Annotated in this window: 14 protein-coding genes; 9 read left to right on the plus strand and 5 right to left on the minus strand. The window is 40.3% G+C overall.

Annotated features, from left to right (window positions below):
• The first annotated feature begins 127 nt into the window (after positions 1-127).
• Together V6C71_26360 and V6C71_26365 are read left to right on the plus strand one after the other, a co-directional pair.
• Positions 128-343 carry a hypothetical protein gene (locus V6C71_26360; protein HEY9771983.1) on the plus strand — a complete coding sequence of 72 codons (216 nt, stop codon included), beginning with the start codon at positions 128-130 and terminating at the stop codon, positions 341-343.
• 35 nt (positions 344-378) lie between these two features.
• Positions 379-714, plus strand: a complete 336-nt coding sequence (locus V6C71_26365) for an isopentenyl transferase family protein (GenBank protein HEY9771984.1) — start codon at positions 379-381, stop codon at positions 712-714.
• A gap of 295 nt (positions 715-1,009) precedes the next feature.
• Here V6C71_26365 and V6C71_26370 read toward each other — a convergent pair whose 3' ends face one another.
• Positions 1,010-1,261 (minus strand): hypothetical protein, encoded by a 252-nt coding sequence (locus V6C71_26370; GenBank protein ID HEY9771985.1) that lies wholly within the window; start codon positions 1,259-1,261, stop codon positions 1,010-1,012.
• Positions 1,262-1,505: 244 nt separating this feature from the next.
• Between V6C71_26370 and V6C71_26375 the strand changes: the two genes are divergently transcribed.
• The 3 genes from V6C71_26375 to V6C71_26385 are packed head-to-tail and all read left to right on the plus strand — an operon-like array spanning position 1,506 to position 3,640.
• On the plus strand, positions 1,506-2,570 hold the full coding sequence (locus tag V6C71_26375) for a TonB family protein (protein ID HEY9771986.1): 1,065 nt from the start codon (positions 1,506-1,508) through the stop codon (positions 2,568-2,570).
• Between the two features lie 16 nt (positions 2,571-2,586).
• Complete coding sequence (locus tag V6C71_26380; GenBank protein ID HEY9771987.1) at positions 2,587-3,237, plus strand: MotA/TolQ/ExbB proton channel family protein; 651 nt, start codon at positions 2,587-2,589, stop codon at positions 3,235-3,237.
• Positions 3,224-3,640 (plus strand): biopolymer transporter ExbD, encoded by a 417-nt coding sequence (locus V6C71_26385; GenBank protein ID HEY9771988.1) that lies wholly within the window; start codon positions 3,224-3,226, stop codon positions 3,638-3,640. The genes V6C71_26380 and V6C71_26385 overlap by 14 nt, the downstream gene beginning before the upstream one ends.
• Positions 3,641-3,669: 29 nt before the next feature.
• Here the strand turns inward: V6C71_26385 and V6C71_26390 are convergent, their stop codons facing one another.
• From V6C71_26390 to gshA, 3 genes are all read right to left on the minus strand, one after another.
• Positions 3,670-5,178 carry a peptidoglycan DD-metalloendopeptidase family protein gene (locus V6C71_26390; GenBank protein ID HEY9771989.1) on the minus strand — a complete coding sequence of 503 codons (1,509 nt, stop codon included), beginning with the start codon at positions 5,176-5,178 and terminating at the stop codon, positions 3,670-3,672.
• 259 nt (positions 5,179-5,437) lie between these two features.
• Positions 5,438-5,896, minus strand: coding sequence for a tRNA (uridine(34)/cytosine(34)/5-carboxymethylaminomethyluridine(34)-2'-O)-methyltransferase TrmL (gene trmL, locus V6C71_26395; GenBank protein HEY9771990.1), 459 nt, complete (start codon positions 5,894-5,896; stop codon positions 5,438-5,440).
• A gap of 36 nt (positions 5,897-5,932) precedes the next feature.
• Positions 5,933-7,090, minus strand: coding sequence for a glutamate--cysteine ligase (gene gshA, locus V6C71_26400; protein HEY9771991.1), 1,158 nt, complete (start codon positions 7,088-7,090; stop codon positions 5,933-5,935).
• 264 nt (positions 7,091-7,354) lie between these two features.
• On the opposite strand from gshA, the gene V6C71_26405 reads away from it, so the two are divergent.
• Both V6C71_26405 and V6C71_26410 read left to right on the plus strand, forming a co-directional pair.
• A complete protein-coding gene (locus V6C71_26405) occupies positions 7,355-7,537 on the plus strand; it encodes a hypothetical protein (GenBank protein HEY9771992.1) in 183 nt (60 codons plus the stop codon).
• Positions 7,538-7,714: 177 nt separating this feature from the next.
• Positions 7,715-8,464, plus strand: a complete 750-nt coding sequence (locus V6C71_26410; GenBank protein ID HEY9771993.1) for a DUF561 domain-containing protein — start codon at positions 7,715-7,717, stop codon at positions 8,462-8,464.
• A 9-nt stretch (positions 8,465-8,473) separates the two neighbouring features.
• Here the strand turns inward: V6C71_26410 and V6C71_26415 are convergent, their stop codons facing one another.
• A complete protein-coding gene (locus tag V6C71_26415) occupies positions 8,474-9,628 on the minus strand; it encodes a DegT/DnrJ/EryC1/StrS family aminotransferase (GenBank protein ID HEY9771994.1) in 1,155 nt (384 codons plus the stop codon).
• Between the two features lie 202 nt (positions 9,629-9,830).
• Here V6C71_26415 and V6C71_26420 point away from each other — a divergent pair, with 202 nt between their 5' ends.
• Positions 9,831-10,922: a hypothetical protein gene (locus tag V6C71_26420; GenBank protein ID HEY9771995.1), complete on the plus strand. Its 1,092-nt coding sequence runs from the start codon at positions 9,831-9,833 to the stop codon at positions 10,920-10,922.
• 97 nt (positions 10,923-11,019) lie between these two features.
• Positions 11,020-11,562 (plus strand): FKBP-type peptidyl-prolyl cis-trans isomerase, encoded by a 543-nt coding sequence (locus V6C71_26425; GenBank protein HEY9771996.1) that lies wholly within the window; start codon positions 11,020-11,022, stop codon positions 11,560-11,562.
• Positions 11,563-11,777: the final 215 nt, after the last annotated feature.

Raw genomic sequence — 11,777 nt, forward strand, 5'->3', positions numbered from 1 at the left:
TAATTTCTTTGACTTCTAAAAACATAAATTCTCGATTTTATTTAGCTAGAGATTAGATCGTAACTACTGAGTTCTAAGTTGTTAAGATAATTTGGAACTCAGTTTTTTATTGGCGAGGCAGTGACAAATGACCGTAACTGGAACAGTTGAAAAAAAAGGATTTGGCTTTGGTACGTGGGCATTAGTAGCAGAAGACGGTACTACCTACGAACTCAAAGATCCCGCTACCGAATTGAAACAGGAAGGAATTAAGGTAGAGATAAAAGGAAAAATTCGAGACGACGTAATGACGATCGCTATGATTGGTGCTGTTTTAGAAGTCGAATCTTACAAGCTTTTATAGATAGCTGTATTCAAAAAACTAAAACAATTGGAGCAATGAAGAAGGTAGCTGTATTTGGAAATACTGGAGCAGGAAAGTCTACCCTTAGTAAAAAACTTGCAGAGATTACTAACCTACCGCTCTACGCTTTGGACAAAATCCAGTATAAATCAGGTGGAGAAGAAGTTAAGTATCAAGATTATCGACAGATTCACGCTCAAATTTTAGAATCTGATGAATGGATTATTGATGGCTACGGATGCAAGGACACCTTGTGGTCGAGACTCAAAGCAGCGGATACATTAATCTATATCGATCTGCCTTTATTCATCCATTTTGTTTGGGTGAGCAAACGGCTAATTAAGGGATTATTCAAAAATCCTGAAGGTTGACCAGAAAACAGTCCTATTTTTAGGAGCAGTTTTAACAGCTATCGTACACTCATAGCTTGTCAGAGAATTTTAACACCAAAATACCGTGAGTATGTTAGTCAAACAGATGAAGTCAAGAACATTTATCACTTAAAATCTATCAAAAGCATTGCGCAATTTATCGCAAAAATTGAACATAAAAATGCTGGGTTTCCTCGTTCAAAAGATGAACTATTTAAATATTTGCTATAGATGAATCGTAGCAGTAAATTATTTGCCCTTAATAATAAAATTATTTAGTAACATTGAAGCCAATTCATCCCAATATCGAACTAATGTATTGAGCCAATTCGGTCAAATTATCCTCATCATCACAATATACTTCAGCTTGATGTTGTCTCATGCCAAGGTCTTTTAACAAGCTAACCATACAGTTATACATAATGACTTTAGCCAGGTGCTGTTCTTCACCACCATAGTTTTGATACTGTAAATATTCTCTAGCTCTCAATCCTAGTTCGCGATATGTAGAACTAGCGATTAATCTTTCCAGTCTCGAAAAATCCATAAAAGACGATGCTTTGTTCGATACCTTGTATTTTATTTTAGTTTTTAGTAGACAAAATCTGAAACTTATCAACCATTATTCCTTAAGGATAGAAAACTTAACCTTGAATAGTTAATTTTATCGAGCGCAAATTATTTACCTAGATTTAATTGAAAAGCGATCGAGCATCGGGTTAAATTTGTTAGGGTAAATTTAAGCGGAATTATCTAGAGAATTATTTAGTTGCGGGGGGCGATAAGAAGTAATGGTAGATTTGAAACCAGCAAGACAAGATCATCGTCAAACCCCGACCGTCAATCGTTTTGGTCACCGTCGTTATCAACTTCTGTGGTTTATTTTAGCTTCCGTTTTAGTCCATAGTTTAGCCTGGCTTTTTTTAGGTTTGTATCAACGCTCCAAACCTCTGACAGAAGAAATCGATAGTAAACCGATTGAGTTTGTAGTTGTCCCCGAAGAATCGGAAGCACCCCCTCCAGAGACTGAAAAACGGGCTACAGAAAATTCCGTCGCTGAAGAAAATATTGAGTCAGAAGCAACTGCTCTTAATGATGAAATTGAGGATGATACACCCGCCACCTCTGCACCAACACCTGAACCAGAGCCGGTTGCTCCGACTCAGCCTACACCTGCTCCAGCTCCTGCTGAGCCTGCACCCACACCTGAACCTGCAACTGCACCTGCACCTGAACCTGAACCTGAATTAGCCCAGCCTCCTGCTGTTCAGCAACCACCTATATTATCTGGTTCGGATGCTAACCCAATTACTACGCCCGAACCAGAACCCGAAGCTGTTGAACCAGAGTCCTCCGTTGCAACCACACTACCTCCGCCAGAACCTACTGAAGCTGTACCTGAACCAGAACTACCTCAAGCTGCCAATTCTTCTCCAGAGGATAATAGCGCCTCTAGCTTATTAGGAGGAGATTATAAAAAGACTTTAGCTAATGGTGGGGCAGATGCGTTTTTCAGTCCCGAAGCGTTGGCTTATCAAGATGTTCTTAACCCTGGTCAACTAAATGCCCTAAAAGATATCGATCTTGGTCCATATTTCGACGAGGTGAAGCGACGAGTAAAGCGCAACTGGAATCCCTCTTATGGAGTAGAAGAGTATACTACTTTTTTAACCTTTGATATTGAAAAAAATGGTCAAATTACTGGACTCAGGGTAACTCAAAGCTCTGGTTCTGAGACAGTTGATCGAGAGTCTTTGGCAGCAGTACAAAGCTCAGCCCCTTTCGATCCTTTACCTGCTGGGTTTCCGTTAGAAGCGCTGGAGGTCAAGTTTAGCTTTAATATTTATATTTACTGAGACAGACTTTAGATTTATGGACACAATTTGGCAATTATTCAAAAGCGGAGGAGTAGTGATGTACCCCTTGCTGGGACTTTCCATTTACTCTGTGGCAATAATTTTAGAGCGATCGCTTTTTTGGTTCAAAATATCTCGCCAGCAAGACAAGGTAATCAAACAACTACTCAGGCTCTATCGAGACGATCCCCTAGCAGCCAACACCATGCTCAAACGACATCTAAATTTACCGATTGCCCGCATCTTTTCTGTGGCTTTATCATTGGAGCGATCGACACCCGATAAGTTCAAGCTGGCTTTAGAAAGTGCCGCTCAAGCAGAAATTCCACTCCTCAAACGATTCAACAATTCTTTAGAGACAGTAATCGGTGTTGCACCGTTGTTGGGCTTGTTAGGAACTGTTTTAGGTTTGATCGTGGCTTTATCTTCTCTAAAATTAGGTGATATCGAATCGTCCCAAGCAGCAGGAGTTACTGGAGGCATTGGTGAAGCCTTGACTTCTACCGCTGCGGGTTTAATTGTGGCGATCGCTACTTTATTTTTTGCCAGTATCTTTCGGGGACTGTATCTCCAACAAATTGCCCAGATTCAAGAAATTGGCGGACAGCTTGAACTTCTTCATCTTGACCGACACGAACAACCAAAAACATATAATGCGCTTACCTGAAGAACCAGATCTACCACCTAGAATTAATATTTTGCCGATGATCGATGTGATCTTCGCGATTCTAGTATTTTTTATAGTTTCGAGCCTTTATTTAACCCGCTCTGAAGGTTTACCCGTCAATCTCCCCCGCGCCAGCACCGCAGAAGTACAAAAGACTCAACAAATTACCGTTAGCTTAGATCGAGACGGTAAGTTAACTATTGACAGCAAACCTGCACAAATAGAGCAGCTAAAAACTGAAGTTACCAAGTTGATTGAAGCTGAGTCCAACACAACAGTTATAGTTAATGCCGATCGCAGCGTCGAACATGGTCAAGTAGTAGAGGTGATCGATCGGCTACGGCAAATACCCGAAGTGCAGCTAGCGATCGCTGCAAAAAAGGAAATTAGCGCTCGACAGTAACTAGTATTTTTCAGTTATCGATCGCTCAATTATTTACTACTTAATAATGTTAAGGGATCGACTATCTCACTATTTTTGACATGAATTTCAAAATGTAGATGAGGACCAGTACTATTACCAGTACTCCCCATTTCGGCGATTTGTTCACCCTGATTAACTTTCTGACCATGGCTGACTAAAATTCTGTCGTTATGGGCATATAGTGTAAAGCTACCGTCTAGATGTTCTATTTGAATTAAATTGCCGTAGCCATCATGCCATCCAGCTCCGATTACTTCTCCTGATGCTGCTGCTAATACAGGAGTTCCAATCGGAGCAGCAATATCGATCCCTCGATGAAATCTTCCCCAGCGCAACCCATAACCAGAAGTTAATACTCCTTGTGCTGGCCACATATAACCATCGAAAGCAGGAGGCAGATATTCTTCTGAAGCGGGTAAAGGAGGTAATTTGAGAGAAATATTTTCTTCTTTAAGCAAGCTCGCGCTGAGATTTGGTTTGGAAAGAGCCGAATTAGCTTTAACTATCGATTGAGAAGGCTGGTTTAAATTTCCTTCGAGTTGATGCGTAACTTCAGAATTAGGTGCTAAAGGTGATTTTGCTAAACTGGAACGGTGATTTTGCTCTTGTCCTGACCTATTTCTATGCTGGGCGCGCAATAGATCTATTTCTGCTCTTAGCTTAGCAATATAAGGGTCATATTTAGTCACTGAGTTTAATTCAGCTTTATTTGTCTTGGATGATTCGCCGGTAGAAGCTTCTTTAGCTAATTTGACTGAAAAATTAGCCGAACTCAATGGCGATTGAACTTCCTGCGTTGTATCTTGGAGAAAATTAGCCGCTGCCAGAATGGTTTCTGGTTGAGTATTGGCTGCTGTTTTTATGGGAATCTTAAGCTGTTGATCGACAAAAATAATATTGGAGTTCTTAATTTTATTTAGTTTGACTAAATCATTTTTAGTCACCCGATACTTTTTGACAATCTTGTTAATAGTTTCTCCCTGTACTACCTTATGGATGCGCTGTTGAGGTTTTATTAGGGATGAGTCAAAAGCAGTCATGACTACTTGCTCACTTTTTGCCGTCTTAAAATCAGCTGAAGCAAAAAAAAGATCGGAGGCTTTATTTACTTTTGATGAGCTGTAGGAAGCAAGTGTTGAATCAATTGATGCATACTTATCTTCCGATGCTAAAGGTGCTTTAGACAAGTTAAGTAACTGAGACTTTAGCGAAAAACTGATTCGACTAAAAATGTTGGGCAGCAAAGAGGAGAATTTTTTTTGCCGTTGAATCGAGTTGAAAATATCTTTTTTGTGCGACAAAGGACTAGGTGCTACCGATTTAACTAAGTTTGTGGCGTGTACTGCCTGGTTAAAGTTCGGCACACAAATTGCTGCTGCTAGAGATATTGCCATGCCTAACTTGAAAGTTTTTTGATTGGCTAATTTGACAGTATCAGTTGAAATAGAATTGGGGGGGCAAAAGATGTTGGCATCTGAATCGGTTTTTGGGGAAATTAAATCATTCTGAGCAGACATACTATTGATAATTTGCTTTAATTTTAGATAATTTTGAGATTTTCAATTATTTTGCTCAATTTTGTTCAATCGGAAATATTGTTGAGTCAAAATTTTATTGCCTATAATTAGCTAGTACATTTGAACGACTTTGCTACTGATTTAGCTAAAAACCTGTATCCAAAAATTTTTCGTTGGTATTGTTTCTATGGAAGATTAGCTTAAAACTGAATTTTAAACAAGTAAAAAGGCGACAAAAATAAAAATTCGGCACTTCAAATTAAGCCGTTCTTGATTGTCTAATTGCCTCAAATAATCCGATCGCCACACTGACAGAAAGATTTAAGCTGCGAACATTCTGCTCTGTAATATCAATTCTTACTTTTTCATCACAAGCGGAGATAACTTCTGGAGGTAAACCCGCGGTTTCTCGTCCAAACAAGAGCCAATCTGTATCTTGATACTGACAGTTAAGATAATTTTTGCTACCTTTGACGCTAAAACCGATCAATCTCCCGCCTCTTTGCTGATGTTCGTGCCAAAAAGCAGATAAATTCTCATGGTAATGCAATTTGACATAGGGCCAATAATCTAACCCCGCCCTTTTTAGATAGCGATCGCTAATTTCAAATCCTAATGGTGCAACTAAATGTAGCTCGGTTTTAGTCGCAGCACAAGTGCGAGCAATATTACCAGTGTTAGGAGGAATTTCAGGATTGACTAAAACTACACGAACCATCTAAATTTGCGCTCAGTTTATCTTTAAATTAGGCTATTAGGCTATTAGGGCAGGTGGACAGACTGCATATTGCAAATCCCGTTCTTGCTTGGCAATATTTTGGATATCTTGTTGAATAATATCCACAGGCTGCATACCTCGATCGTATAACGTTAACCATTGCTGCGCCGTGTTGCCCTGGCGCAAAACTTTTTGCAGTGGAGAAAGAAAGCAGCTAAAGCCGCGTTTTTTGGCAATGGGGTAGACTTGCTCGTAAATTTCTTTAATCCAGTCTCTGGCCACAATTTTCCTGCCATCAAGCCAATGGCGTAATTCTGCATCTAGGCTATTACGTGCCGACAAGATTTCATTTTCATCAGTCAAAGCCATTAACTCTGACTGCAAATCGTTGGCTGATAGATTACTTTGCTGTAGAGGGTCTAGTTCAGGATTATCGATCATCTGCATAATTCTCGCCTCTAATAAGGCAGTAATTGCTAATAATGCCAGAGGATCGACTACTAGATCGCAAATTCTTAATTCTAAACGATTGAGATTATAAGGCCGGCGATCGCCGTTTGGTCTTACGGCACTCCACAGATGACGTACATTACGCATTTTTTTGGCAATTAGCTGCTCTTCTGTCCAGCGGATAAAATGGCTATGACTTTCAAATAAAGGAACGTTCTGGGGTGTCTTGGGAAACATTTGCCAACGAGTGGAATGACTACCCGTTACCTTACCATCTACGAAAGGAGACGACGCGCTTAAAGCCAAATATAGAGGTGCTTCAACCCGAATCAGACGACAAGCCTGCATCAGCACTTCAGGATCTTCAATCCCTACGTTGATATGGATGCTGGCGGTAACGACATTTGTGCCATAGGTCTGCTCAATATAGTCGTGATAAGGATTGTTGGGATCGGAGCGATAAAAGCGATCGCTGCCGCCTAAAGACATAGTACTACCAGGAATTAAAGTGTAATCTCCTAAAGTCTGAAGATAGGTTCTTAAAGCTTGTCTGGGTTTTAATAGGGCGCATAATAAACGGTCATAACCGCAAAAAGGGGCTGTAGTGTATTCCACGTTACGACTGTCAGGCTCACGGACAAAACCATTTAAGGCTTGAACAATTCGATCTGATAACCCCACAATTTTACCTTCTGGAGTGCCAGTATACATTTCTACTTCAAAGCCTTTAGACAATAAACTCATCTTTTTGTATTTATATTTAATTCAGCAAGTTGCGATCGCGTTTACTTAATTCATTATTCATTTTCTCTCAAATAAACAAATAAGCGAAATTTACCAAAATTAAAATTTAATCAAAGAAATTTCGCTAACTTTCGGTGACTTGTTACGCCATATACGGTTAACCGTATAAACGAGATCATTCTAAAGCAAATCTAGTGAATTATGCTTTCTTTAGGTTAAAATTTCAAACTGGCGTAACCAAATCGAATTAATAACAAGTTATTTATGGCGACACTTTTATCTAATCAAACTCAGAAAACCAAACATTATCAAACCGATCAGCAGGTAAAATATTTACACTTAGAAGCAGAAGTAGAGATGCTTCTGCAAAGATTGACAGCTTTGATGCAGCGACAACTGTCGATACCGCTAACGTCGGAATCATCTAAGATTGATATAAAAGATTAACCTACGGTGCAGTTAGCATTTAATCTCGAAAATCAGGAATAATTTAAAGCGTCTGCAATTGAAGCATAAACAAGATAAATCAATCCCTGAATGATTTTATTTTACTGGTGCAGGATGTCAGCTTAAGATAATTGAATTAGAACTTGAATTCAGACTTAAGAATCTAAGGAAGTAAATATGATTCATCCTCAGCTAGCCCAAGCCTTGACTCAAAAAAATGCGCTTAAGGTAATTAGTGGCTTAAATAATTTTGATTTCAACCAAGTTTCAGCAGTGGTTAAGGCTGCCGAAGCAGGTGGAGCAACTTTAGTTGATATTGCTGCTCAACCTGAATTAGTAGAGGCAATTCGCAATCTAACCAACCTGCCTTTGTGTGTTTCGGCAGTTGAACCAGAGTTATTTGTTAGCGCAATTAATGCTGGTGCGGATTTAATTGAAATCGGTAATTTTGACAGCTTTTATCTTCAGGGAAGAAGGTTTGAAGCTCCTGAAATTCTGGAATTAACATATCGGACACGTTCTCTGCTACCCAAAGTTACCCTTTCGGTAACTGTTCCCCATATTTTGGCTTTAGACGAACAAGTCCAACTGGCAGAACAGTTAGTTGAAGCGGGGGCAGACATCATTCAAACTGAAGGAGGAACAAGCGTTCAGCCAGTTAATCCTGGTGTAAGAGGACTAATTGAAAAAGCAGCCCCAACCCTAGCAGCAGCTCATAGTATCTCCCGTGCAGTAGACATTCCAGTTCTATGCGCTTCTGGTTTATCCAGCGTTACTGTGCCTATGGCGATCGCTGCTGGTGCTTCTGGAGTCGGTGTAGGTTCGGCAATCAATCAGCTCAAGAGCGAAGTAGCTATGGTAGCTGCTGTTCGCAGCCTAGTTGAAGCCTTATCTGGCAGCCAATCATCTGTTTTCAATCACCGCTGATAAAAGATGCTAAACTTCTAACAAACAGTCTTTGAGGGCATAAGCCACTTGTTCCTGTTCGGCTTGAGAAATTCCAGGAAACATCGGCAAAGACAATACTTCTTGGGCAGCTTGCTCCACTGCGGGTAGCTGCCCGTTTCGATAGCCTAAATTTTGATATACAGGCTGTAAATGTAGGGGAATCGGGTAGTAAATCATGCAAATTACCCCTTTTTTCTGCAAATTTTCCTTAATTAGCTCTCTTCTCGGGGAGAAATGATGGTTTTGCTGGTTTGCTGAGGGACGCTCGGTAAGACAGATTGTATATTGATTCCAAACGCTTTCCCCTCCTGGTAGAGCCTGGGGTAATTTTAAGCAGCTAATCGACTGTAAAAGTTCCTGATAATACTCTGCTGCTCTTTGGCGTTGTTCATTCCAATGGTCGAGATAGCGCAGCTTGACGGTTAAAATAACGGCCTGTACCGCATCGATACGGCTATTGATGCCAATAAAATCATGACGGTAGCGCGAAGGAGAACCATGTTCTTTGAGAATTTTCACTTGTTTGGCGATCGCCCGATCATTGGTGGTAATTGCTCCCCCATCGCCACAAGCACCTAAATTTTTAGTTGGGAAAAAACTAAAGCAGCCCACATGACCAATACTGCCAATCTTATTTTGTCCCCAAGCAGCACCAGTAGCCTGAGCGCAATCTTCAATAACCAACAAATTATGCTGGTTAGCGATCGCCATCAAGTCAGTCATATTTACAGGTTGACCAAAAAGATGAACGGGAATTATTGCTTTAGTTTGGGGCGTAATAGCCTGCTCAATCTGAGCTAAATTAAGATTAAATGTATCGGGGTCTATATCAATAAATATCGGTTTTGCACCCACGCGACTTACTACTTCGGCAGTGGCAAAGAAGCTAAAGGGGGTGGTGATTACCTCGTCTCCCTCACCTATATTTAAAGCTGTCAAAGCTAACCAGAGCGCATCCGTACCAGAGTTGCAGCTGACACATTGGGCAACTCCAATATAGTCAGCGAATTGCTGCTCAAAATTAGCAATTGTTTCACCGCCAATATAACGACCAGAGTTAAGAATATCAAGCACAGCCGAATTAGCTTCTTCTTTAATTAATTTATATTGCCGAGTTAAATCGACTGGTGGAATCTTGTTCACTCGCTTAGGTTAAGGTTTTTTTACTTAGATAAAATAGTTTAAGAATTGAATTATTCAGTATAGGGTAGCGCGAAAAACTGCTATTTAGTTGTAATTGGTAATAAATGCAGTAATTTAGCAGATATTCAGTTTAGAACTATGAGTACAGTCCAGCTATTGTGTTACGAGCTCCATGTTTCTTCGGTAATAACATTTTAAAGTTATGGAATCAGCAGAAAATCGAGAACAACCAAGACAAGGTAATGAGCTAGAAGGAAATAGTAATTCTTCTTTATCTAAAGCAGAAACTCTCAAGCTATTGAACGATAGTATTGACCGAATTAAGCAAACAATCAAAGGAATTAGCGAAGATTCGGCTCCTCTGCCTGCTTCTGACTCAATTCATACTTTGTCCAGCACTACGCAAAAATTGGCAGATGCTGTAATTGCAAAACCTATTCCCAATTCTGCACCTATAGCCGAAGCGACTGTTGCTCAAGAAGCTGAAGCTCAAACTAAGCCACCAGCAATGACAGCTACTTCAGCACCTTCCCCAACCGAAAAAAGATCATCTGTTCAGCCAAAACAGCAGCCTGTTAAAAAAAACCCAAAAAAGCAAATTTTTAGTTTAATTGCAGTTGGAGTTGCGGCCATCGCTATAGTAGTAGTGGCAATATTTTGGCTGTGGCTACCAAGGCAGCAGTCCAACTTATCTTCGGTGTCTGAACCAACCACAACCGAGACTATAACTAACCCAGATTTAACCGCCGACTCGGCTTTAGAAACCCCGTCCATTGAACAGCAGTCAAACGATTCTCAAACTGATTTGGAGCGTATTCCGGTAGAAACGCCAGTAGCTCCTGAGTCTAGATCCGAATCAGAACCTTTGGTTACCCCAATTCCGCAAGATTTAGAATCTCCAGGAAGAGCCAAAAACTTAAAGATGGTAACAATTAAACCTGAGTTAAATTTTACCCCCGAACAAACTTTAATTGCTGCATTAGAGACAAAGGTTAGCGAACTAACTCAAGACTATCCCAGCGAATTGATTGATTCAATTCAAGTCAATTTGTCTCAAAATAGTCTGCTAGTTAAAGTAACGGATAACTGGTACGAGCTTGATGAATCTCGTCAAAACAAACTAGCCAACGAGATCTTGAAACGCTCCCGCAACCTTAGTTTTAGTAAATTAGAATTTAAAGATAATGCGGGAACTTTGGTCGCGCGTAATCCTGTAATTGGTAGTCAAATTATCATCTTGCAAAACAGCAAAATTCAGTCACAAATGACAATTAACAACCAACAAGAAATTTAAATTTCAGCCCGCGATCGCACTGACGTAGTTTTACATCCGTTCTGCTTGAGAATGTACAATATCTCTGGAGTAATTTTGAAAAAGGATATAGTAACAGGTGGTCAAAAAATTGAGTAACGAAATCTTGATTAGTATTGCTGTGGTTGTCATTTGCGGATCGGTACTAATCTTTTCTGCTTTGATAGGCAATAGGCCTACACAACAGGCGATCGCTTCCGAAATACAACAGCCTACTACTAATTCTCCCCAGTTAATCGCTCAAAACAATGTTTTAGAAGAGGAATCTATGGATTTATCTAACGCTACCACTACAGACTCAGGACTAAAATATGTCGTAATTGAAGAGGGTAATGGAGCATCTCCCCAAAAGGGTGAAAACGTTACAGTTCACTATACAGGAACTTTAGAAGACGGCAGCAAATTTGATAGCTCTCGCGATCGCAATCGTCCTTTTTCCTTCAAACTTGGTGTTGGTCAAGTGATCCAGGGTTGGGACGAAGGAGTTGCCGATATGAAGGTTGGTGAAAGACGTACTTTAATTATTCCTCCAGAATTAGGTTACGGTGCCAGAGGTGCAGGCGGAGTAATTCCTCCTAACGCAACGTTAATTTTTGATGTGGAATTATTAAAAGTTGGTTAATTAAATATCTCGAAAATGAAGTACCCCAATCTCAGCGAAGCAGATTGGGGTTTTCCAACTCAACTCAATTTAGAGACGGGGTAGAGTCGAGGGGAGCTATCATGCTCCGCCCCTCTCTGTGAAATCCGAGCGTGCTGGTTTCCCCGCACTCGGCTTCCGAATATATTGATTCTTTCCGAATCTGGCTCATGTGTATATAGTGGTGGCAACTGCTG

It is taken from the genome of Coleofasciculaceae cyanobacterium (genome assembly GCA_036703275.1).
GTDB lineage: Bacteria > Cyanobacteriota > Cyanobacteriia > Cyanobacteriales > Xenococcaceae > Waterburya.